Annotated in this window: 28 protein-coding genes; 25 read left to right on the forward strand and 3 right to left on the reverse strand. The window is 29.7% G+C overall.

From position 1 onward, the window contains the following. The first annotated feature begins 10 nt into the window (after nucleotides 1-10). The 10 genes from EW093_RS12980 to EW093_RS13025 all read left to right on the forward strand — a co-directional run bounded on the left by EW093_RS12980 (nucleotide 11) and on the right by EW093_RS13025 (nucleotide 10,843). Complete coding sequence (locus EW093_RS12980; protein ID WP_149568825.1) at nucleotides 11-1,480, forward strand: hypothetical protein; 1,470 nt, start codon at nucleotides 11-13, stop codon at nucleotides 1,478-1,480. Between the two features lie 130 nt (nucleotides 1,481-1,610). Continuing rightward, nucleotides 1,611-2,486: an Rpn family recombination-promoting nuclease/putative transposase gene (locus EW093_RS12985; protein ID WP_149568826.1), complete on the forward strand. Its 876-nt coding sequence runs from the start codon at nucleotides 1,611-1,613 to the stop codon at nucleotides 2,484-2,486. Between the two features lies 1 nt (nucleotide 2,487). Then, nucleotides 2,488-5,598, forward strand: coding sequence for a DEAD/DEAH box helicase (locus EW093_RS12990; RefSeq protein WP_149568827.1), 3,111 nt, complete (start codon nucleotides 2,488-2,490; stop codon nucleotides 5,596-5,598). A 45-nt stretch (nucleotides 5,599-5,643) separates the two neighbouring features. Continuing rightward, a complete protein-coding gene (locus EW093_RS12995) occupies nucleotides 5,644-5,934 on the forward strand; it encodes a nucleotidyltransferase domain-containing protein (protein WP_149568828.1) in 291 nt (96 codons plus the stop codon). Beyond that, nucleotides 5,931-6,407 (forward strand): hypothetical protein, encoded by a 477-nt coding sequence (locus EW093_RS13000; protein ID WP_149568829.1) that lies wholly within the window; start codon nucleotides 5,931-5,933, stop codon nucleotides 6,405-6,407. Before EW093_RS12995 ends, EW093_RS13000 begins: the two co-directional genes overlap by 4 nt. Before the next feature lie 166 nt (nucleotides 6,408-6,573). Beyond that, on the forward strand, nucleotides 6,574-8,094 hold the full coding sequence (locus EW093_RS13005; protein ID WP_149568830.1) for an ATP-binding protein: 1,521 nt from the start codon (nucleotides 6,574-6,576) through the stop codon (nucleotides 8,092-8,094). A gap of 206 nt (nucleotides 8,095-8,300) precedes the next feature. Next, a complete protein-coding gene (locus tag EW093_RS13010; protein WP_149568831.1) occupies nucleotides 8,301-9,509 on the forward strand; it encodes an ATP-binding protein in 1,209 nt (402 codons plus the stop codon). Between the two features lie 108 nt (nucleotides 9,510-9,617). Then, the gene (locus tag EW093_RS13015) at nucleotides 9,618-10,085 is read left to right on the forward strand and encodes a DUF4143 domain-containing protein (protein ID WP_281283524.1); all 468 of its coding nucleotides are present in this window, start codon (nucleotides 9,618-9,620) and stop codon (nucleotides 10,083-10,085) included. Between the two features lie 88 nt (nucleotides 10,086-10,173). Further along, nucleotides 10,174-10,602, forward strand: coding sequence for an AAA family ATPase (locus EW093_RS18120; RefSeq protein ID WP_484421974.1), 429 nt, complete (start codon nucleotides 10,174-10,176; stop codon nucleotides 10,600-10,602). Then, nucleotides 10,502-10,843 carry an ATP-binding protein gene (locus tag EW093_RS13025; RefSeq protein WP_149568833.1) on the forward strand — a complete coding sequence of 114 codons (342 nt, stop codon included), beginning with the start codon at nucleotides 10,502-10,504 and terminating at the stop codon, nucleotides 10,841-10,843. The genes EW093_RS18120 and EW093_RS13025 overlap by 101 nt, the downstream gene beginning before the upstream one ends. 36 nt (nucleotides 10,844-10,879) lie before the next feature. Here EW093_RS13025 and EW093_RS13030 read toward each other — a convergent pair whose 3' ends face one another. Then, complete coding sequence (locus tag EW093_RS13030) at nucleotides 10,880-11,119, reverse strand: hypothetical protein (protein WP_149568834.1); 240 nt, start codon at nucleotides 11,117-11,119, stop codon at nucleotides 10,880-10,882. Between the two features lie 314 nt (nucleotides 11,120-11,433). On the opposite strand from EW093_RS13030, the gene EW093_RS18125 reads away from it, so the two are divergent. The 6 genes from EW093_RS18125 (at nucleotide 11,434) to EW093_RS17860 (ending at nucleotide 15,472) form a co-directional block, all read left to right on the forward strand. Then, a complete protein-coding gene (locus EW093_RS18125) occupies nucleotides 11,434-11,790 on the forward strand; it encodes a KOW motif-containing protein (RefSeq protein WP_425473404.1) in 357 nt (118 codons plus the stop codon). Between the two features lie 142 nt (nucleotides 11,791-11,932). Beyond that, nucleotides 11,933-12,181 carry a hypothetical protein gene (locus tag EW093_RS13035; protein ID WP_149568835.1) on the forward strand — a complete coding sequence of 83 codons (249 nt, stop codon included), beginning with the start codon at nucleotides 11,933-11,935 and terminating at the stop codon, nucleotides 12,179-12,181. A gap of 281 nt (nucleotides 12,182-12,462) precedes the next feature. Continuing rightward, nucleotides 12,463-13,275 (forward strand): hypothetical protein, encoded by an 813-nt coding sequence (locus EW093_RS13040; RefSeq protein WP_149568836.1) that lies wholly within the window; start codon nucleotides 12,463-12,465, stop codon nucleotides 13,273-13,275. Then, nucleotides 13,265-13,534: a hypothetical protein gene (locus EW093_RS13045; protein ID WP_149568837.1), complete on the forward strand. Its 270-nt coding sequence runs from the start codon at nucleotides 13,265-13,267 to the stop codon at nucleotides 13,532-13,534. The genes EW093_RS13040 and EW093_RS13045 overlap by 11 nt, the downstream gene beginning before the upstream one ends. Nucleotides 13,535-13,652: 118 nt before the next feature. Continuing rightward, complete coding sequence (locus tag EW093_RS13050) at nucleotides 13,653-15,173, forward strand: ATP-binding protein (RefSeq protein WP_149568838.1); 1,521 nt, start codon at nucleotides 13,653-13,655, stop codon at nucleotides 15,171-15,173. Between the two features lie 173 nt (nucleotides 15,174-15,346). Further along, the gene (locus EW093_RS17860) at nucleotides 15,347-15,472 is read left to right on the forward strand and encodes a hypothetical protein (RefSeq protein ID WP_281283436.1); all 126 of its coding nucleotides are present in this window, start codon (nucleotides 15,347-15,349) and stop codon (nucleotides 15,470-15,472) included. A 49-nt stretch (nucleotides 15,473-15,521) separates the two neighbouring features. On the opposite strand, the gene EW093_RS13055 is transcribed toward EW093_RS17860, so the two are convergent. Both EW093_RS13055 and EW093_RS17345 read right to left on the reverse strand, forming a co-directional pair. Continuing rightward, nucleotides 15,522-16,997: an SLBB domain-containing protein gene (locus tag EW093_RS13055; RefSeq protein ID WP_149568839.1), complete on the reverse strand. Its 1,476-nt coding sequence runs from the start codon at nucleotides 16,995-16,997 to the stop codon at nucleotides 15,522-15,524. Further along, the gene (locus EW093_RS17345) at nucleotides 16,997-18,217 is read right to left on the reverse strand and encodes a GNVR domain-containing protein (RefSeq protein WP_187759707.1); all 1,221 of its coding nucleotides are present in this window, start codon (nucleotides 18,215-18,217) and stop codon (nucleotides 16,997-16,999) included. Before EW093_RS17345 ends, EW093_RS13055 begins: the two co-directional genes overlap by 1 nt. Nucleotides 18,218-18,282: 65 nt before the next feature. On the opposite strand from EW093_RS17345, the gene EW093_RS13065 reads away from it, so the two are divergent. The 9 genes from EW093_RS13065 to EW093_RS13105 all read left to right on the forward strand — a co-directional run bounded on the left by EW093_RS13065 (nucleotide 18,283) and on the right by EW093_RS13105 (nucleotide 23,343). Beyond that, nucleotides 18,283-18,777 carry a transcription termination/antitermination NusG family protein gene (locus tag EW093_RS13065; RefSeq protein ID WP_149568840.1) on the forward strand — a complete coding sequence of 165 codons (495 nt, stop codon included), beginning with the start codon at nucleotides 18,283-18,285 and terminating at the stop codon, nucleotides 18,775-18,777. A 383-nt stretch (nucleotides 18,778-19,160) separates the two neighbouring features. Further along, entirely contained in the window at nucleotides 19,161-19,292 is a 132-nt protein-coding gene (locus EW093_RS17700; protein ID WP_281283525.1) for an AAA family ATPase, read from the forward strand. 100 nt (nucleotides 19,293-19,392) lie between these two features. After that, nucleotides 19,393-19,578 (forward strand): hypothetical protein, encoded by a 186-nt coding sequence (locus tag EW093_RS13075; protein WP_187759708.1) that lies wholly within the window; start codon nucleotides 19,393-19,395, stop codon nucleotides 19,576-19,578. A 502-nt stretch (nucleotides 19,579-20,080) separates the two neighbouring features. Then, nucleotides 20,081-20,320, forward strand: coding sequence for a hypothetical protein (locus EW093_RS13080; protein WP_149568842.1), 240 nt, complete (start codon nucleotides 20,081-20,083; stop codon nucleotides 20,318-20,320). Continuing rightward, nucleotides 20,307-20,681, forward strand: coding sequence for a type II toxin-antitoxin system VapC family toxin (locus EW093_RS13085; RefSeq protein ID WP_149568843.1), 375 nt, complete (start codon nucleotides 20,307-20,309; stop codon nucleotides 20,679-20,681). The genes EW093_RS13080 and EW093_RS13085 overlap by 14 nt, the downstream gene beginning before the upstream one ends. Nucleotides 20,682-20,797: 116 nt before the next feature. Beyond that, nucleotides 20,798-20,923, forward strand: coding sequence for a DarT ssDNA thymidine ADP-ribosyltransferase family protein (locus tag EW093_RS18130; RefSeq protein ID WP_187759709.1), 126 nt, complete (start codon nucleotides 20,798-20,800; stop codon nucleotides 20,921-20,923). Next, the gene (locus EW093_RS13095; protein WP_223111605.1) at nucleotides 20,907-21,563 is read left to right on the forward strand and encodes a macro domain-containing protein; all 657 of its coding nucleotides are present in this window, start codon (nucleotides 20,907-20,909) and stop codon (nucleotides 21,561-21,563) included. The genes EW093_RS18130 and EW093_RS13095 overlap by 17 nt, the downstream gene beginning before the upstream one ends. A gap of 299 nt (nucleotides 21,564-21,862) precedes the next feature. Then, a complete protein-coding gene (locus tag EW093_RS13100) occupies nucleotides 21,863-22,792 on the forward strand; it encodes an Rpn family recombination-promoting nuclease/putative transposase (protein WP_149568844.1) in 930 nt (309 codons plus the stop codon). A 212-nt stretch (nucleotides 22,793-23,004) separates the two neighbouring features. Beyond that, entirely contained in the window at nucleotides 23,005-23,343 is a 339-nt protein-coding gene (locus tag EW093_RS13105; RefSeq protein ID WP_149568845.1) for a hypothetical protein, read from the forward strand. Nucleotides 23,344-23,603 lie beyond the last annotated feature (260 nt).

Here is a 23,603-nt window from a genome sequence, read left to right on the forward strand (position 1 = left end):
GGAGGGTATTATGAGAATTAAACTAATATTATTAACACTATTAAGCTTTTTACTTCTATCCTGCTCCATGGTTAGCGAGAAGGGTTCTATCCCTATCAACCTACCAGAAGTAGGACCAGGTAGAGCTTTAGAGAATACAGATACAGCTAGAATATATCTTCTCTCTAGTACTGGGGATAAAAATATTGACCCAACAACTAAAGAGATCTATGTAGATGTTCCTATGGATAAAGGCTCCTACTTAATAGAGGATATTAAGTCAAATAATACCTACCAACTACTTGTTCTTTTTGGAACAAAAGTTGATGGTGTTTTTTCAAATGTTACACAATACGCAGCTAAGGAGAACCTTAAAGTAACTGCAGGTATTAATAACTCTATTAAAATGACAATAGAGGATTCTAAGTTTACTTGGAACTCTAGTTACACAGGTAAAAGTGTAGAGCAAGTTTTAGAAATTAATGGTTCCATATATGTAAGAGCAGTAATAGATGGATCATCAGTTATATATAAAGATGGAGAAGCCCTAGAGATTGATGCAACTGATATTGGTACAATACAGTCCATTGGAAAGGGTGTAGACTTAGAAGGGTTTAATGTTCTATGGATAAATACTAATATTGGTATCTTCCCATATATAAATGGGGATATAGATATGGACTTCCATAAGGGTCTAGTTTCCAATACCCTGGATATTTCCGAGTCCTACGGTTTAAAACTAAGTGATGCTACTAATTCGGAAGATTTTGTATTAATAGCTTACTTCCAAGGCCCGGGTTCAGTTGGTGGTACATTAATTGACAGTGAAACCCCTAAAGAGAGTTGGGAGTGGTTTGATAAAGAGTCTATAATAACAGAGATGCCGGAAATGGAGAGTATATTAGGGGATGTTAACTCTTTAATTTACGACTTTGTATCAAATGGTAACTACGCCTACCTATCAACAGCCCTTCCTATAGCTGCATTTAGGGTAGGGTCTGATACATTCTCGGAAGATAATTCCTTATCAGATGATCCTACATTTGCAGATATACAGGAGTTATTAGACTTTATAGTTGTAAAAGACTCCTCTAACCAGCAGGGAACTGTTACATCCATTGGTCTAGAGGGTTCAACCCTATACCTGGGTTCAGAGTCTGGCCTCTATTATACAGAGATAGACCCTGCTACCGGTGCATTAGTAGATAAAGAGGCAGCAAAGACCGCTGGTACTGAATTTGCCGGTGTAAAAAATGTAATTGTTGGTACAGAGGGGCTATATTTTAAAAAGATAGTTACAACTTCCGGTTATATTGCAGCCTTAACTAATAAATCCATATTAGTAATAGATACAAAAACAAATACAATAACCGATACTTTTAAATTCTACCAGGGTATGCCTGGTAAACCTACTAAGTTAGCAACTGACTTAGCCTGGGACGGTACAACACTATATGTTACCGGGGAGTCTGGTTTAGTTACAAAGAGTTACGGAAATTAAGAATAAAGTTTAATTGTTGTTGACCACCTTATTTAGGTGGTCTTTTTTTAGATTATATATTTGAATTTAATTGTTTATTATACCTATATAATAGTAGCTATTTAGTGGATAATAATTATAGGAGAGTTATATGTATTTTTTAGATGTTAAAACAGATTATGCTTTTAAAAAGGTTTTTGGTAGCCTAGAGAACAAGGATATATTAATAAGCTTTTTAAACTCCCTTATAGACTTCCCCAATAATAGGTATATTACTAGCTTGGAAATAGTAGATCCATACAATATCCCAATGTTAAAGGGTATGAAGGACACTTATGTAGATGTAAAAGCTCTATTAGATAATGGTACTATGGTAATAATAGAGATGCAGATTTTAAACCACTCTGGTCTAGAAAAAAGAATACTATACAATGTGGCTAAAAACTACTCTGTTCAGTTAACCCAGGCAGAGGATTATACACTATTAAACCCTGTTATAGCTTTAACAATTGTAGATTTTGATATGTTCCCAGATACCCAAAGTGTAGTTTCCAGGTTTAAACTACTAGAGAAAGAGTCATTTATTAATTATGCAGACGATATCGAGCTTATATTTATCGAGCTACCAAAATTTAAAAAGCAGTTAGAAAATCTTAAAAATATTAAGGATCAATGGATATATTTTATTAAAAATGCAGGAAGTTTAGAGTATGTTCCAGAATCATTATCTCCTACTGTAAAACAAGCCTTAAATGTAGTAAATACGGCAGGGTTTTCTAAAGAAGAACTAGAGATACAACATAAGAGAAAGGAATTTATATTTATTCAAAATGCATCAATAGATAAGGCAACTAAAGATGGACTAAAAAAAGGTATAAAAAAAGGTATAGAACAGGGTATAGAAAAACGAGACATAGTTATTGTTAAAAATATGTACAACAGTGGTTCAACTATAAACTATATATCCGAAATTACAGGCCTGGATCAGGATAAAATTAAGCAATACTTAAACAAAAAGGTTAATTAGATTGGAATACACAGAAAACGACATAAAAACATATCTTGGAGATATAATATTTTACCGAGCAAAAGATTATTTTAACAAAAACAAAGTACTTATTGTTGCCCCTGAGCAGAAAGCATACCATGGAGAAGTTCTAGGAAGTGGTGGTCAAATTTACAGTGTAGAAGTTGGATACGATGGCTACCATAACTGTTCTTGTCCATATAACGGGCCATGTAAGCATATAGGTGCTGTATTGTTAGAACTATTGCAAATTGAACAAGAGGTCGAAAACTTCGATCCAGTAGAAGAGTTTAGGCATTATGAAACTTTAAAATCCCAGGATTTAGAAGAATTTAACAAAGAGATGTTTAACGATTCAAGTTGGAGAGGGATAAATAAAAATAATAATGGAAGAGAGTCTAGTTTTAAGGTTCAATTTCAGATTGTATGTTCCAATACAAACAAACCTTTAATAAAAGCCGTTCTTCGTTATATAAAAAAAGACGGTGATTTAGGACGGACTGAAAATTTTAGTTATTCTAAAAATATTACAGATATTACAAGTAACTCAGAAGCTGTTCTAAACTATTTACAATTAAAAATGGATTATCAGGAATCCCTTCACACCTGCCTCCCCCTATTGCAATATCAGGAACAGGATATAGTATATAAGGATAGTATAGTTAATATTAAAAGTTTTAACCGTGTAGAAGTTAACTTTACTCCCCATATAAAAACTAATCATAATGTAACATTTACACCGCTATTTAACCTTTATAATGGAGATGAGTTATTGGCAGCTAAAATTCCATTAAGGGATATAGAGCCTAGCCCTGGACGTATAACAGTATTTGATAAAAACAGTAAAACAATACTAGTTAACAATTCCTTTAATATGATTAATAAATTCTTTATAAAAATAGATAACTTATTTGCTCTTTTTTACAAAGATATTACCCTTTTAAAAGAAAAATTTGACGATTCTACTAATATTATTATTAATTTTAACTTAAAAGGAATAAAGAGTTACACTTTAAAACCTGTTCCTGTATTAAAACTAAGGGAAGGTTATTCTGGAGTAGAGTTAGACATCTATTTTAGATATAAAAATGAGGAATTACATATAAATAGTAGTAAAGATATATCAAAACCGGTAATAGAAACTGATTATATAGAGGTCCTAGAGCGGGATTATATGTTTGAAGATCTATTTTTAGCTTATCTAAATAAAATTATTTCCGGATTAAAACCAGCATACAACTGGGAAAAACATAACTACTATTATTCTGGTTTTTTAGACCGTTTTATTCAGCTATATGGAAAAACTTTAGTTGATGATGGTGTAATTTTAAATGTGGATAAAAAAGATATAACAGTTTCTAAAGGAACATTAGGTTATAGTGTTGAGAACAAAATAGACTGGTTCGATATTAAACTATACTTAAAAGATGAAAATGGTATTAGTACACCTATTACAGCTAATACTATAAACTCATCAATAATTAAAGCCTCTAGTGGTTATTTTCTACTAGATAAAGAGTCCATAAAAAGTGTTGATTCTATTAAACGTCAAGCTGAAGTTAAAAATGACCAAATACTTGTAAATAAAAATAATTTTAATATGGTTGATTTTTTATATAATAATAAGACAGATAACAGTAATAAAGCCCTAGAGAAGCAGTATAAAATACAAAAGAGTCTTAAAAATTTTAGTGGAATAGAAGAACAAAAAATAACAAAGGGTTTTAAAGGGAAACTAAGAGATTATCAAAAAGCAGGTTACAACTGGTTGCAATTTCTACACAAAAATAGTCTAAATGGTTGTCTTGCCGATGATATGGGGCTAGGAAAAACAGTACAGACATTAGCTTTACTACAGAGTTTAAAAGATCAAAACAAATTTAAAACATCCCTTTTAGTTGTTCCTGTTGTAACAATGGGTAACTGGGAGAAGGAGTGCGAAAAATTTACTCCTGAAATTGTAATAGAGAAACACGAAGGCAGTAAAAGGGTTAAGGATATAGATTATTTAAAAGAGTTTGACTTAATAATAGTAAGTTACCACACTTTAATTAGAGATATTGAACTATTTTCTAGCCATATTTGGTACTACTTAATTTTAGATGAAGCCCAATATATAAAAAATCCTAAAACAAAGCTTAACAAAGGTATTAGATCCATAAAAGCAGAGCATAGGTTATCCTTAACAGGTACACCTGTTGAGAATTCAACTACAGATTTATATTCTCAAATGGAATTTTTAAATCCTGGTATTCTTGGAAAGCTTGAAAAATTTAATAAAGAGTATGCTAAACCCATAGATAAAAATGGAAATAGTGACATTGAAACCGAGTTATCTAAAAGAGTAAACCCTTTAATTCTTAGAAGAAAAAAAGAGGATGTATTAAAAGATTTACCAGAAAAAGAGATAGTAGTCCAATATATCGAAATGGGCAGTAAACAAAAAAAATTGTATAACTCTTATAAAAAGAGTATTAGAGATGAGGTTGTTGGTATTATTAAAGAGAAGGGTATTGAAAAATCCACAATTTCCATATTAGATGCACTTTTAAAATTAAGGCAGATAGCTTTATTCCCCCAATTAATTAGTGATGAATATAAAAAAACAGAATCCTGTAAAATGGATACTCTAAAAATAATGTTACAGGATATTATAGCCGATGGACATAAAGTTTTAATTTTTTCTCAGTTTGTAAAAACCTTGGAAATAATAGAACTGTGGTTAAATGAATCCAAGTTAGAGTACAGTAAAATTACAGGGAAAACAAAGGATAGAACAAAAGAGATAGATAATTTTAATAATAGTAACAAAGTGTTTCTACTTAGCCTAAAAGCTGGTGGTGTAGGTATTAATTTAACAAGTGCCGACTATGTAATACTTTTTGACCCATGGTGGAACCCTGCTGTAGAAAATCAGGCTATTGATCGTTGTTACAGAATAGGGCAAAAAAACAAAGTTTTTGCATATAAAATGATTGTTAAAGATACTGTAGAAGAGAAAATAATTGAACTTCAGAATAAAAAAAAGGAGTTAGCCGAAGGTTTAGTCTCTGCCGAATCCGGAATTATTAAATCTTTAACAAAAGATGATTTAATGGGGTTATTCCAATAGTTGATGTGAATCCAATATCGTTGCTATAATAATTTGAGGTACAAAATGCGTTTAACATCATTTGAAATTATGTCCATTAAAAATACATTTAAAGAAACTTTTGAAAACGGTAGTATATATCTTTTTGGCTCCAGAGTCGACGATAAAAAAAGAGGTGGAGATATCGATTTGTATCTGTGTCCTACTAAAGTATTTCAAGATGAAAGAAAGAAAAAGATCGAATTTCTAATAAAACTACAATCACTAATTGGTGAACAAAAAATAGATGTTGTTGTTTCTAAGGATAAAAATAGACTAATTGAGCAGGAAGCTTTAAAAAAAGGAATTGAGTTGTGATAGAGAAATCAGAAACATTTTTAGAAAAAATACATGAATGCAATCAGCACAAGTTAAGGTTAAGTAAAGCAAAAAGACATTTAGAAAAAATAATGCCACTTAATGAAAAAAACTATAAAAACTTAGATGATATTAGTATGGGTTTTATAGATCAGTTAATTTTTAGATTTTCTAAATTACAAGATACTATGGGTGATAAATTGTTTTCATCTTTTTTAGTGCTTACAGGAGAAGATATCAAAAAAATGACTTTTATAGATAGACTTAACAGGTTAGAGGAATTAGCGATAATAAATAAAAATGAATGGATTACTTTAAGAACATATAGGAATGATATAGCCCATGAGTACTCTTTTAACCAAGATGAAGTTGTTGCAAGTATAAATATAATTTATGAAATATCTGATCAACTAATTGTTATTTATGATCTGTTTATAGAATATTGTAAAAATAAACTAGAGTTTATGAAGTAGTTATGAAAAAAAACATCCTAGAATATAAATGGGAGAAAGTATAAATTCTGGAAAATCTAAAAGTTATAGGACCAACTTACTTTAGTGACAATACTAAGGGATTAAACTATAATTGATTATATCTCAAAATGATGCTTCGAATACTATAATAAATATAGGAGTTTTAATGACAAAGTTACCAACAGGAATTCAGACATTTTCAGAAATACGAGAAGACAATTATGCCTATGTGGATAAAACTAAAGATATCTATAATTTAATTGAAAATGGGAAATATTATTTTTTATCTAGGCCTAGACGTTTTGGTAAATCACTGTTAATTGATACAATTTCGGAACTATTTAAAGGTAGTAAAGAGTATTTTAAAGGACTTTTTATCTATGATAAATGGGACTGGACTGTAAAATATCCTGTAATAAATATTAACTTTGGTAGTGGTGATTATTCCTCTTCTAATAATTTGAAAAACGGAATATCAGAATTCCTTGTGGATATAGCAGATGATTTTAATATAAAAATTAATATATCTTTAAACTTAAAACAATTAATAAAACAGGTATATAAAACTTTTAACCAAAAAGTAGTAATTTTAATAGATGAATATGACAAACCTATAATAGATGTTTTAACAAATTTAGAAGTAGCTAAGCAAAACAGATTAATCTTAGGAAGTTTTTATTCGGCAATAAAAGCAAGTGACAAATATGTAAAATTTGCAATGTTAACTGGGGTCAGTAAATTCTCTAAAATAAATCTTTTTAGTAACCTAAATAATTTTACAGATATAACTATAGATAAAGAGTATGGAACAATAACTGGTTATACACAAAATGATTTAGAAACCACTTTTAAAGAGCATTTAGTAGGGGTGGATATGTCCAAGATAAAACAATGGTATAATGGTTACAATTATTTTTCAGAACCAATTTACAATCCTTTTGATATTTTAGTGTTTATCTCAAAAAAATACATTTTTGACAACTACTGGTGGGAAACTGGAAACCCAACATTTTTAATAGATATTCTTAAGAAATCTAGATTTTATATACCCGATCTTTCTAATCTGGTAGTAACAAAAGAGATGCTTAATGCTTTTGATGTCGATAAAATCGATTTAATAGCACTACTATGGCAGACAGGATATTTGACTTTTGAAAAGATGGAACAATTTGATAGTGGGATAGAATACACAATGAAAATCCCTAACTTAGAAATCAAAAATTCCCTAAATAATTTGTTTCTATCTTACCTTACTGGGGCAGATATTTGGTTACCTAAAAAATCAGAAATACATAATATTATATCAAAAAAAGACATCGATTCATTTATTTCAAGCTTAAAATCTCTGTTTTCAACCATACCTTATAATAATTATGTAAAAAATGAAATTGCTAACTACGAGGGCTATTATTCATCGGTAATTTATACTTTTCTATCTAGCCTTGGTTACGATACTGTGGCTGAGGATGTTACAAATAGAGGTCGAATAGACCTAACCTTAAAAACAAAATCAGCCATATTTATATTTGAGTTTAAAGTAGATTTAAAAGAAGAAGCCATAAAACAGATTAAAGATAGAAAATACTATGAAAAATATCAAGTTGAAAATAAAGATATATACATAATTGGAATAAACTTTGATTCGGAATCAAAGAATATTTTAGAATATAAATGGGAGAAGATCTAAATTTTTAGCCATAAACAATCAGCAAAGATTAGTCGGTTAATGTCAGAGTAAAAATGAGTATGTTTTAAGTATTCCAAAATGGCTCCTGAGCTACACTACAGATTTGTACTTATCCAACAGACAATAATCAGTTAGTTATACCGATTGCAAAATAGGTATTATAGGACTATACTCGTTAATAGTTGTAAATAAACAGGAGTGTAGTCATGATTAATAAATTATTATCAACATACAAAAGACTTTTAAAGCATACAAATTTTAATCATCATAGATATATTTATAAAGTATTTAATACAAATAATAGGCTAACAGGTTTAATTGGTCCAAGAGGAACTGGAAAAACAACTTTATTACTCCAATACATCAAAGAAAATTTAAAAATTGACGAATGTATTTATACTTCATTAGATAATATCTATTTCTCTCAAAATAATTTAATTGAATTTGTAAATGAACTATATGATGTATATGGAGTTAGATACTTTTTCTTTGACGAAACTCATAAATATCCTAACTGGAATCAAGAATTAAAAAACATTTATGATTCCTACCCAGATGTAAAAATTGTATTTTCAGGTAGTTCTAGTCTAGACCTAATAAAAGGTTCCTATGATTTATCTAGAAGAGGAGTAATATATAGAATTGGAGGAATGTCTTTCCGTGAATATTTATTATTTAATAATATCGTAAATATAGAACCAATAACTTTAGAAGAACTACTTTCAAACAAGAATAAATATGAATCAGAAATTGGATCTATACCAAAAATTCTAGGTTATTTTAAAGAGTATATAGGGTCAGGCTACTATCCATTTATTTTAGAAGATACATTATCCTATAGTCAAAAGATTCAAAGAGTAATTGAAAAAACTATATATGAAGACATATCTAATCATTATAGATTAAAAACTGAAAATCTAATAAATTTTAAAAGAATAATATCTTATATGGCAACAATTCCTCCAGGAGAACTAAATAAAAATAATATAGCCAAAAATATAGGATTGGATAATAAAACAGTTCAAAATTATTTAGAAATATTACAAGAAACAGGACTAATTGAATTAATATTAAAAAATAAAGCAGGTAGTAATATTTTAAAGAAAACAGAAAAAATATTCTTAGACAATACAGATTTATATAAATCTGTAAGTGAAGAAATTGGATTTGAGACACCAATTGGAACTCTAAGAGAGATTTACTTTATCAAAATGATCCTAAATTCCGATAATAAACTTCATTATAGTCAAATTGGAGACTACACCATAGGTAATATAAATTTTGAAATTGGTGGTAAAAATAAATCTTTAAAACAAATAAAAGATAATTTAGAAAACTCATTTCTAGTTAAAGATGATATTTTAACTGGGAGTAAATATGAGATACCATTATATCTATTTGGATTTTTATATTAACAACAGGTCTAATGACAGAGTTAATATTTAACTCATTTTGTACATTTAATATAGAATTAAAATATTAGGCCCAAGACAATCGGGGAAAACAACAATTTCAAAGAAATTATATATAAGTTAAAACCATTTCACAAGAACTATAATAAAAGGATTGTTAAAAATCCAAAAATCTATTTCACTGATACTGGACTGGTTTGTAGTCTTCTTGGGATTAGGAAAAAAGAAGATATAGATTATCATTTTCTAAAAAGAAGTCTATTTGAAACATTTATTGTGAATGAATTTATAAAATCTAGCTTCAACTGTGGTGAAAATTACGACCTTTATTTCTGGAGAGATAACCACAATAAAAAAGTTGATTTAATATTAGATCTAGGAATAGAACAGTATGCTTTTGAAATAAAGTATATTTTTCTAATTTATGGTGGTAATGAAAATTATCTAAGAAATAAATTTAATGTATTATCTTGGGATAATATTTATGATGGACTTATTAAAAATATTATATGTAAGATTAATGAACCAGATTTAATCTATTTATCAGCATTAGCAGCTATGTTGCAAAGTCTTGTATAATAGAATAATATTCCTATATAGCATTAAAAGTCTTTTACAAAAGACATTTATGATATGGAGAGGTTAAAATGTTAATAAAGAAGAAATTATTTACATCAACTTTGAATGGCTAGAACATGAAGAATTAAAGGATTATAAATCACTTAACCAATATATAGAAAATAAGAAAATCCCAGGGAAAATAAACTATATCTTTTTAGATGAAGTCCAGGAAGTCCTAGGTTTTGAAAAAGTTGTAAACTCATTAAATTCTAAGCTTTTATCAGGAGAACTTGCCACATATTTAACATGGCGTTTTTATACTATAGAAGTTCTTCCTCTATCATTTAAGGAAATGTTACACCATGTAAATAGTAAAGATGATCTATTTAATAATTATATACGTTTGGGAGGAATGCCTGGTAGACTTCAATTTGATGATGAAAGAACAGAAAAAAATAATCTTATGGATATGTATAACTCTATACTTCTTAAAGTCGAAGCAGCGAAAAGTACATACCTTATCCACGGGGTATGAAATTTATGTTGGAAAATTAGATAATAAAGAAGTCGATTTTGTTGTTATTGATGGTAATAACAAATTTTATATCCAAGTAACATACTTGCTATCAGAACAATCTACTATTGATAGAGAATTTTCAGTCCTTGAACAGATAAATGATAACTATACAAAAATTGTTATTTCAATGGATACAGTAAATAGAAGTAGAAATGGAATTATTCATAAAAATATAAAAGACTTTTTATTAGAAGAATAAATAATTAATGTTGACCACCTATTTAGGTGGTCTTTTTTACTGAATATAGTCTGCTATTTGGGATCCAAGAACACCTAGTGTTGCAATTGTTGTTAACCATGCTGCATACTCGTTGGGTTTTAAAAATGGGTTGTGTTTTTTATTTGCATAACGTGTAAACTGGAAAAGGTCGTAAACTTTTACACTTCCGTCTTCGCTTCTTATCTCTATATCCCTAAAACTAGCATAGTTAGTAGTTTTTCCACTAATAATAGATGCTAGGGTTGTTAGGCTCATGGCGTCTAATATTTGTGCCTGTTTAACTTCCCCTAAAAGGTATACTCTAAATTTACCCGGGGCTGCAATTATAACATTTACAATAGAACCTGGGTAGGCGTCTAATATAGTCTGTTCAGACTTTCCACCAACAAAGAAAGTAATATCATAAACATCCCCTGGGGTTGCAAGGTAGTCCGGGTATTGGTTTGCTATTATTATAGCAGTGCTAGATGCCGCCTTATTTATAGACTCTGTACTATTTACGTTAGATTGACTAAAAACAGTTAAACTTATAAATATAAGGATAGATAAAATTAAACGAAGTAAAAACCATTTTTCCAGGTTATATATTTTTAAAAACTAAAGAAAACATAGATAATGTAACTCTGCAATTATTAAAAGATACAAAAAATGTTGTTAAAATATTAAACTCCTACAAGGACCCTATACCACTTTGCTGCAACCAGTTAGACTTAATTAAACCTCTGTTAAATCCTAACTTTAAAGCTGAACTATCAAATGTTAATTTTAATAAGGATGATAAGATTGTAGTAATAAATGGTCCTCTTAAGGAGTTAGAGGGTCAAATTATTAAGGTAGATAAAAGGAAGCAGAGGGTTACTGTACAAATAGAGATGTATAACAAGGTTCATAAAATTAATTTCTCCTACATTGATATAAGTAAATAAAGTTCTCAGGATATGCTGATGCGTTACTTGACCTCGAAAAAAGTATAAGGGATAATAAATAATCCAGTATTTACTAGAGGTTTTTTATATGTCAAAAGTAAAAATCAAGCAAGTTTCCTTAAATTTGATTTATGATTATCCCGTGTATTGGTCAAAGTACAAAGTCCTAAGGGACTTTATACAAAACTTTTATGACTCTGTTCCTAACCATGAGTTCCACCAAAGATTCAATTTTAATCTAGAAGATGATAAACTTGTAATGTCCATAAAAAATATAGGTTTTAATTATGAATGGTTAATGCACATAGGAGCATCCACTAAGAGGGAATCAGAAAAAAAACATGCTGGCTATTTTGGAGAGGGATTTAAAATCGCCTCTTTATGTGCCTAAAGGGACCATAATTGGGATATTTCTATAGAGTCAAAAGAATGGCTGTTAAAAGTAACAACAGAGCATTTGCAAATAGATAACAAATACATGAAGACCTTAGCATACGATATTTATGAAAGGAATAATGGTAAAAATGATACTATTCTTGAAATTAATAATTTTTTTGAAGCAGATATAGAAATCTTTTATGCGGCTCTTTATACATTTTATTATAAAAAAATCCTTTATTTGCTGAGTGCCTCTTCGAAAATGAAAATGTAGCAGTTTTTAGACGCTCTAAAATGGAAAAACCCAATGGTTATCCATCTATATCAAAAGATAATGGAGAAGGGATTACCTTTGGCTCATTTCAGGCTTTAGGATCACTAAAAATCCCGTTTATATTTTGTGATCATAGTTATAAATTAAGTGATATGGATAGAAATTCCTTTACAAAAATTGATACAATTAATATTTTAGTTTCAGTTGCGTCAAATTTACCAAGTGATATTTCCAGGATACTGTTGGGGGAATTTGAATCCTACTGGTATTCCTATCCTAAAGAAAAATATGGTCATGATTCATACTATGCTTTTATTAGAAAATTAATTATTAGAGTTTCTTTTTCAGGGTTACAAACAGAATTATTTAGAAAAAATAATCCCAATTTATTGGTGGCAAATAAACTTCTAGGGAGTAATGTACACAAACAAAATTTAAGAAAATTTGCATTGATTTGGCTAAAAAAAGAAGAAAATAGGTATAAATTGGTTCAGGATAGTTTTGAAAGATTGGGGTATAAATCCCTAGAGAAAGCCTGCGAGGATGCTGGAGGATATTCTAATGTTAAAGAACCATCTATTATTGAAATAAATTACATTAAGGTACTAGAAAAATTAACAATTGATTTATTTAAAGATTTATTTAATAAAAATTCCTTTCATTCGGCTTTATCAACTTATTTACATGAACTATGCCATATGTTTGGTGGGGATAAGTCAGCAAAATTTTCTTTAGTATTAACTAAGGCAATAGAAATTTTAATAGCAAATAATCATAAAATTAATAACTATAAAAAAGATTGGGTAGCTGTAGGATTAAAACATGATAAATGACTATAGAAATAGTTCTAGCTACAAAGAAGCCTATGCCCATTCATTTAGAAAGGGTCAAGCTATAGGTTTATTTGAAATACTGATAAACTGTATAGAATACTTTGTTCCCGGTTATTATAAAATGAATAAAAAAAACATTGACTGGTTAAGCGATTATCAATGTAGACAATTATTTGACTTCCTTATAAAAAAAGAATTAAGAACCCTAAAAGAAGAGTTAAGATTTAAAACAATAGTTAACTATATTGATAATTTATAATGGCCAAAGCTACAGAAGGAACGCTTCCTGATCCACTAAATCTTACCCATTTGTTTTTAGTGACATTATTAAGGTATTTCACTATAATAAATTTTGTGTAAATTGAATAGGAGTTATAATGACAAAGTTACCAACAGGAATTCAGACATTTTCCAAAATAAGAGAAGACAATTATGCCTATGTCGATAAAACTAGAGATATATATAATTTAATAAATAATGGAACATATTATTTCTTATCCAGACCTAGACGTTTTGGTAAATCGTTATTAATAGATACAATTTCAGAACTATTTAAAGGTAGTAAAGAGTATTTTAAAGGACTTTTTATCTATGATAAATGGGACTGGTCTATAAAATATCCTGTAATAAAAATTAACTTTGCAGCTGGAACAGTACGTACACCTGAAACTCTAAATTCTAAGATAAATTTTATTCTGGAGGATAATTGTAAACGATTAGGAATAAATTATAATAAAAACATCGATTTGTATCACTTAATACAAAGTGCCCATGAAAAATACGGGCAGAAAGTTGTTGTCTTAGTTGATGAATACGATAAACCAATAATAGATGCAATAAAAAACAAAGTTGTAGCCGCGGAAAATAGAGAAATATTAGGGGATTTTTACTCTGCAATAAAAGCTAGTGATGAATACGTTAAATTTACAATGTTAACAGGGGTTAGTAAATTCTCAAAAGTAAACCTTTTTAGTAATTTAAATAATTTAACAGATATAACCATGAACAAAACCTATGGTACTATAACAGGTTATACCCAAAATGATTTAGAGACCACTTTTAGTAAGCATTTAGAGTGCGCTAATATTAAAAAAGTCAAACGTTGGTATAATGGATATAACTATTTTTCAGAACCAATCTATAACCCATTTGACATCCTGCAATTTATTTTTAATGATTTTATATTTAAAAACTACTGGTGGGAAACTGGCAACCCTACATTCTTAATTGAAACATTAAAAAAATCTAACTTTTATATTCCAGATATTGACCGTCTGATAGTAAAAGAAGAAACACTAAATGCTTTTGATGTCGATAAAATAGATTTTATAGCACTACTTTGGCAAACAGGATATTTGACATTTGAAAAAATGGAACAATTTGATAGCGGGATAGAGTACACCATGAAAATTCCAAATTTAGAAGTAAAAAACTCACTTAACTATCTGTTCTTGACTTATCTTACCAGTGGCGATACATCCCTGCCAAATGGGTCTGAAGTTAGCAAAATATTAAAAGAGGAAAATATTGAATCCCTTATTATTAATCTTAAATCTCTATTTTCAGCAATACCCTATAATAATTATGTAAATAACGAAATTGCTAACTACGAGGGCTATTATTCATCTGTAATTTATACTTTCCTCTCTAGCCTTGGTTATTTTACTGTGGCTGAGGATGTCACAAATAGAGGTAGAATAGATTTAACCTTAAAAACAAGATCAGCCATATTTATATTTGAGTTTAAAGTAGATTCAAAAGAAGAAGCCATAAAACAGATTAAAGAGAGAAAATACTACGAAAAATACCAAGTAGAAAATAAAAATATATACATAATAGGAATAAACTTTGATTCTGAATCAAAGAATATTTTAGAATATAAATGGGAGAAGATCTAAATTTTTAGCCATAAACAATCAGCAAAGATTAGTCGGTTAATGTCAGAGTTAATAGAGTGGTACTATAAAAATGAGTATATTTTGCTAATTTATGGTGGTAATGAAAATTATCTAAGAAATAAATTTAATCTATTTATCAGCCTATAGAAGTTCTTCCTCTATCATTTAAGGAAATGTTACACCATATAAATAGTAAAGATGATCTATTTAATAATTATATACGTTTGGGAGGAATGCCTGGTAGACTTCAATTTGAAGATGAAAGAACAGATTTGTTGTTATTTCAATGGATACAGTAAATAGAAGAATAAATAATTAATGTTGACCACCTTATTTAGGTGGTCTTTTTTACTGAATATAGTCGGCTATTTGGAATCCAAGTACACCTAGTGTTGCAATTGTTGTTAACCATGTTGCATACTCGTCCAGGTAGGACATTGGATGGTTTCTTTTAACCCATATTACATTCTCTGGGCTAATTATTGTATCCTTTGGTAGTTTTTTCCCGTTAATATCCCTAACTGTATAGGAACCAAATAGGTTCTCGGATCTATTAGGCCCACCAGATAGCCCTATGTAGTACTCTGCTGTTCTGTTCTCTATAAATGGTACAGCACCACTACTGTTTACAGCTCCACCTACATATACTACTAACTGTTTAAATGGTATTACTAAAATATCTGCATCTTCCATTACAATGTCAAATTCACTATTTATATTACTTAGAACATCAGTAATATTTATATCAATTTTATCGGAACCCCGTAGTATAAATGCATTGTCTAAGTCACTAGATAGGTTAAAACTCCCATCCATTTTACCTATTACTGTGGATACTCTATTACCCTCTACTATTGTTACAGGTATTTTATTGGATACTGTATAACCAATTTTAGCTGTTTCAGAGTTTATTATTTCATTATTTCCATGGGTTACAGCCCCTTGAATAACAACTCTACTAGAGTATTCCATTTTATTTGCTACTTTTATATTGTCAAAGTCGGACAATTTAACTAAGCGTAAATCCTGTTTATCCCCATTTAAATAAAAAGTCTCCTCTTTATCTACAACCCTCTGTATCTCTATATTAGATTTTTGGGCAAGTTTAGTAAAACCATCGGCATATATGTTAATTAGTGTTTCCAGGGTGTCCCCATCTAGTAGTTGGTAACTACCTGGTCTTTTAACTTCCCCACTAATATTAACTGTCCTTTTATAAGGTCTAATTGTAATTACATCGTTGGGCTTTAAAAATGGGTTGTGTTTTTTATTTGCATAACGTGTAAACTGGAACAGGTCGTAAACTTTAACACTTCCATCCTCACTTCTTATCTCTATATCCCTAAAACTAGCATAGTTTGTGGTTTTACCACTAATAATAGCTGCAAGGGTTGTTAGGCTCATGGCGTCTAATATTTGTGCCTGGTTAACTTCCCCTAACAGGTAGACTCTAAATTTACCCGGGGCTGCAATAATTACATTTACAATAGAACCTGGGTAAGCGTCTAATATAGTCTCTTTTAACAGGTTTTGAACTTCCGAATATATTAGGCCTTTAACATTAACTACACCAATAAAGGATAGGTCTATATTATAATCACTATCTACAAAACCTCTTAATGTTTGGTTTCTCTCCCCCCCTGTTAAAAAGAATATGTCGTATATATCCCCTGGGGTTGCCAGGTAGTCTGGGTATTGGTTTGCTATTGTTATAGCAGTATTAGATGCTGCCTTATTTATAGACTCTGTACTATTTACGTTAGATTGACTAAAAACAGTTAAACTTACAAATAAAAGGATAGATAAAATTAAACTCTTCTTCATTATTTCTCTCCCCTTAATCTCTTCATTTTCTCTGGATCATTTTTAATATTCATCCACGCCTCTTTTAAAAATACAAAGAATATACTAAAAAAGAATCCTGCAAAGGTTACAATTATTACTAACTTTCCTCTACTTGGTCCACTTTTCATCTCGGGTACTTCGGCATACTCTAATACCTGGAATGTGGACCCTGTTCCCTCTGCTGTTAATTTTAAGGTTTCCGACTGTTGTACTAACGCTTTATAAGCTACTAGTTTAACATCTGCCTCTCTTTTTAGTTTTGTTAGTTCTAAGGCTAATCTTGGTAGGTCTTTAACTGGTGGGTAGTCCCCAACTTCTCCGTTTTCTAACTTACTTATAGCGTTTAATATAGCTTCTTTCTCATTTATTAATTTAGTATAACCTGGGTCTCTAATATTAGATACTTTCCCGTAGCTCTCTATCTCTACCTCTTTTTTAAGTAGTTCCGACTGGAATTCAGATACCTGTTTTACTAACTCTTCTGCTACAATTTCTACATCCATTATATTATGTAAGGTCTGGAACTCTATAATCTGGTCCTGTAATCTCTCTAAATCCGCCTCTACAACAGACATTTTATCGGTAATTACACTATACTGGTCTGTATTACGTATCTTATCTATTTTAGCAAACTCTTCCTCTAACAAACTAGTAACCCTATTTACAATATTAGTAGCTAACTGCTTATCTATATCTGTATAGCTAATTGTTAACATTCCTGTATCTTTATCTTCAGCTATAACTAACTTTTCGCTAATTATTTTTCTTAAATCAGTCTTAGGATAGTCTGACTCATAGGTCTCATATACATTCTCTAAATCGAACTGGGTAGAAATTTTATTAATAAAACTATTAGTAGTAACAAGTTTAATAGCTAAAGCACTATCGGAGACTCCACCACTACCACCGGATATCCCTGCAAGGCCTGCTAGGGCACCCATGCCAGAACTATTTATTAAAGAGTCTAAACTACCACTACTACTACCACTACTATTTAACATCACAATAGTTTTAGGGCTAAATTCATTTGGCAGGTAACTCTTATCTGCTGGTAGTTTAAGGCTAATTATTGCATAAATTAGTATCCCAACCATAAAAATAAGGGATATAGCAATTATCCATTTAATATTTTTAACCAATACACTTACTAGGTCTAGTAAGTCGATCTCATCTTCTTTTATTACTTCTATTTCAGACATAAGTATAAAAATAAAGTAAAAACAACCTTTTGTAAACTTACAGATTGTAATAAAATAGCAACCCTATGAATTATTATGTATTACAGGTTGTTACAGGTACTGAGAATAAGGTTAAAGACTCTCTAAGTAGTTTAGATGTAATTAATCCAGAGCGAAAATTAATTATTAGGCGTAAAGGTAAAAAGTTAAACGAAGTAAAAAGCATTTTTCCAGGTTATATATTTTTAAAAACTAAAGAAAACATAGATAATGTAACTCTGCAATTATTAAAAGATACAAAAAATGTTGTTAAAATATTAAACTCCTACAAGGACCCTATACCACTTTGCTGCAACCAGTTAGACTTAATTAAACCTCTGTTAAATCCTAACTTTAAAGCTGAACTATCAAATGTAAATTTTAATAAGGATGATAAGATTGTAGTAATAAATGGTCCTCTCAAGGAGTTAGAGGGTCAAATTATTAAGGTAGATAAAAGGAAGCAGAGGGCTACTGTACAAATAGAGATGTATAACAAGGTTCATAAAATTAATTTCTCCTACATTGATATAAGTAAATAAAGTCCTTAGCATACGATATTATTTGCTGAGTGCCTCTTCGAAAATGAAAATATAGCAGTTTTTAGGGCTACAAACAGAATTATTGGTTGCAAATAAACTTCTAGGGAGTAATGTACACAAACATAATTTAAGAAAATTTGCATTGATTTGGCTAAAAAAAGAATTAAGAACCCTAAAAGAAGAGTTAAGATTTAAAACAATAGTTAACTATATTGATAATTTATAATGGCCAAAGCTACAGAAGGAACACTTCCTGAGCCACTAAATCTTACCCATTTGTTTTTAGTGACATTATTAAGGTCTTTCACTATAATAAAGTTTGTGTAAATTGAATAGGATTTATAATGACAAAGTTACCAACAGGAATTCAGACATTTTAAGAAATACGAAAAGATAATTATGCCTATGTGGATAAAACTAAAGATATTTACAATTTAATTAAAAGTGGGAAATATTATTTCTTATCCAGGCCTAGACGTAAAATCCATGGCTATGGCATTTGCAAAATGATATAAATATTTTATTTCAGATGATCGTGGTGCTAGAGTTTCGGCTAATAAACATTTACAGAATATTGATGGAACAACCTTAAATACAATTAATATGAAAGATATAATGATTCACATTAAAGAAAATTCAGTTGAGTTGAGTATTTCTAGAAAAATGGCTAAGCAACTCTATTTATATGGTGTTAACCCTAAAATAACTGAGAATAAATCACTTAAATCAAGACTAGAAGAAATTCATTCAAGAATGAAAATGGATTTTGATATTAAGGATAATCAGATCTATTATTCTTAATAGAGAACTCCTGTTATAAACATCAATTAAAGTTAACAACAACAAATAAAGAGATTAATGATCCAACTGTTAAGATGCTATTCTGAATCTTTCTTACCTATGGATGAATTTGATAATATTTGCCTGGTCGTAAGCAAGCTTACTGCTCGGCCATGCAGCCTGATTTAGTTGAAAGATTGGATGAAGTCACAAGAACAATATTAGAATATAATAAATAGAGATTGTTTTGTAAACGAATTGCTAATCAGACAAGAGTTGTTTTGTCGCTATACAGGATGCTTTGGGCGTTCCCTTATAAACAAGGTCGGGCTTTCCGCTACAACTCCTCGAAGCAAGCTTCTGTGGGGTTTTCGCTGCAATCCCTAACGCTTTAGGTATAATTGTGTTTAATTAAATGGTAATTGCTCAAAAAGCTTAGAAATAATCTTATCTAATTAAAATGGGACTATTATTGCTTTATAGTCATCATTGGAGGTATAATAAAAAAGGTAGGTAAAACTAAATGGAAGCATTAAGAAAAATAATAGAAAGTGATGAATTGCAGAAAATAATAGCATTACCAGAGAATTTTAGGCATAGAAAGTTAGAGCTAGTTATACTCCCAGCTTCTGATGCAAATTTTATTCATGAACATAAAAAAAGTGTAAGAGGTCTTTTGAGTGAATTTAAAAATCTAGATTTAATTAAATTAGAGAATACTGCTTGGGAAAGTGCGGTTGTAGATAAATATGGCAATAATTGATGCAAATTATATTTTAAGATACTTGCTCAAAGATATAGAGGAACAGTATATTATTTCATCTAATATTATTGAGAATACAGAAGTGACTTTGTTAAATGAAGTATTAGCTGAAGTGGTCTATGTTTTGCAGAAAGTATACAAGGTAAACAGAGAATTGATATATAACGCTTTAGGTTCTATTCTTAATTATCAGAACATCTATTGTTATAATAAAGATGTATTAAGGCTTGCAATTGAAAAATATAAAGATACAAATTTAGATTTTGTTGACTGTATCCTATTTTCATATTCAAAAATTGAGAATGAGAATATTTACACCTTTGACAAAAAATTAAAAAACACTATTGACGAAGATTTTTGAAATCAAACTAGAAGTTACAACTAATCTTTTAAAATCTGGTTTTGGTCTAGAACAAACATCTAACCTAACAGGTGTAGCAAGCAGAATTTTTAATAGAAAATAAACTACCATTCCAATTGATTGAAAAAATTGGTGTCATAGATAATGATATTAAACAGGAAGTTTTACAGATATTAGCCAATTCTGAATACAAACCAGATGTAGAAATAGAGCCGTCATGGTATTATGAACATAGAGGTTAGGATGATATGTTTTAAAGAGGGAAGTCTTCTTAATGATAATGTAGAAGCATTAGTAAACACTGTTAACTGTGTTGGAGTTATGGGAAGAGGAATTGCATTACAATTTAAGAAGAAGTACCCAGAAAACTTCAAAGATTATTCCATAGCATGTAGGGATAAAAAAATCAAAACAGGCACTATGCTTGTACATAGGACTGAAAGTTTAATGAACCCAAAGTTTATAATAAATTTCCCTACAAAGGATCATTGGAGAGGTAAAAGTCAGTTAAGCTATATCGAGAATGGTTTAATTGATCTTGTAAAAATTATTAAGGAATTAAATCCTAATAAAATGATCCAATTGTTGCCTGGTGCTTATTCAAAAGCATCTAGCTACTTACAAAATCATAAAGACACTCAGTCTAATTTTAACAAAGTAGCAGATTTAGTAGAGGGTTTTGAATCCTCCTATGGCCTTGAACTCCTTTCTACTGTTCATTGGGTTATTAAAAACAATAATCTAAACAGTTTCGAAGATTTAGTAAAAACTACCTATGAATGGAACGATAGAAAAAAAAGATTTACCGTAAATCAAATTAAAACAGCTTACACCATTTTATATGATAAGAACTGGTTATCAAAATCTTTTATATTAGAATAGTTCCGGTATGTAAAGAATATTAAACTTCATAGTTTAGATTAGGTTCATAGGATTATTTGTTATTACTCGTTGTAGGATATAGCTACTAATAAGGAAGATTTGGGCGTTCCCTTGCAAGCAAGGTCGAGCTTTTCGCTACAGATGTATGCACATTGCCTCGAAGCAAGCTTCTGTGGGGTTTACGCTGCAATCCCTAACCGGGTAGGTTAATTGGTGTTGTGTTAAACACCCTAGTGATTTTAAAATATAAATAGATTCTCTTCCTGAAGAAATATACAAAAAATTGCTATATAAATAGCATGGAAAATGAAAAAAAAGAAAAAAGAGAAATTGTCCACTTTGATTGGGCTATTAAAAATGTATTAAGAGAAAAGGCGAACTTTGTTGTTCTTGAAGGGTTTCTTTTTGCAGTAATGGGCGAAAAGATAGAAATACTTGAGATATTGGAGAGTGAAAGTAACAAAGAAAGTGAAGACTTAAAACTCACTAGATCAGATATTGCTGCAAAAAATAAGAGTGGAGAAATAGTTCTTATTGAGATCCAGTATAATAAGGAATTAGATTTTTTAAAAAGATTACTTTTTGGTGCATCTAGAAGTATTGTTGATAATCTAAAAGCTGGTGAAAAATATGAAAATGTAAAGAAAGTTTATGTAGTAAGCCTAATTTTTTTTAATTTACATTTTATACTACCTGATAATAGTATTGCTAAAGAATATGTTGTTCATGGAAAAACTTCTTTTACAGGTTTACACAGCAAGGAAGTAGTTTTTATAGACAAGAAAGCTATTGTTGACTATGATAAATTAAGAAAAGAGGAAAATGTATTCCCTGAGTACTATATTATATCTTTAGGTCTCTTTAATGATGAAAATGTTAAAGATTCTCTAGATCAATGGGTTTCTTCTATAAAGAACCATTGCGTAAAGGATGAATTTGATGCCCCCGGAATTAAAGAAATGAAAGAAAAACTTGATTTTTTATCAATGACCGAAGAACAAAAGAAATCTTATATAAAATATTTGGCAGATCAAGCCTCCAGTTATGGTGTAATTGAAGCCGCTAGAGAAGATGGTCGAGAAGAAGGTAGAGAAGAAGAAGCAATTTTAAAAGATATAGCATACATAAAAAATATGACTTCAGAAGGTTTGTCTCTAGAAACTATTTCAAGAATTTCTGGATTAAGCATTCAAAAAATAGAAGATATTATAAATAATAAAGACTATTGACGTTGTAAATTGCAAGATAATATATCCGTAATCTGAACATCCGATATATATCTCGGGAATTTCTTAATCAAAACAGTTTATCTGAATTAAACAATGAAGAAAAAACTGTTTATGAACCTCAAAATACTATTGATACAATGGAATCTGAACCAGAAATGACTCCAGGGAGAGCTTAGTGTCCCCTATGCTTGATCCTTATATTTCCATAAAATATGCAAGAATCCGGGGAGAATCTGCCCCCAAATGCTGAAAATCTTAGACATGTACTAACCCGATATAATGATGGTGGCGATGATCCAAACAAAATGATCCAATTGCTACCAGGTGCTTATATTAAAGCTTCTAACTACTTACAAAATCATAAAGACACTAGGTCCAATTTTAACAAAGTAGCAGATTTAGTAGAGGGTTTCGAATCCTCCTATGGCCTTGAACTCCTTTCAACTGTACATTGGGTAATTAATAACAATAATCTAAACAGTTTCCAAAATTTAGTAGATACTATCTATGAATGGAACGATAGAAAAAAAAATCACTGTAAATCAAATTAAAACTGCTTACACTATTTTATATAATAAAAACTTTTTATCAAAATCCTTAATATTGTAACTTAAAATTAATAATAAAAAATAATAAACTCTATTGACGTATAATAAATAGCAAGTTAATATGTTCGTAATCTGAACACCCGAGATATATCTCGGGCATTCCTTGATCTTTAGCATGTTGCGGCTGCAAAGGGAAAGTCCATTAAGCATTAAATTAACTACTGCCAATGGACGAGAACCCTTCAAATTAATAAATCAATCAA

This window comes from Thiospirochaeta perfilievii, assembly GCF_008329945.1.
GTDB classification, from domain to species: Bacteria; Spirochaetota; Spirochaetia; order DSM-2461; family DSM-2461; genus Thiospirochaeta; species Thiospirochaeta perfilievii.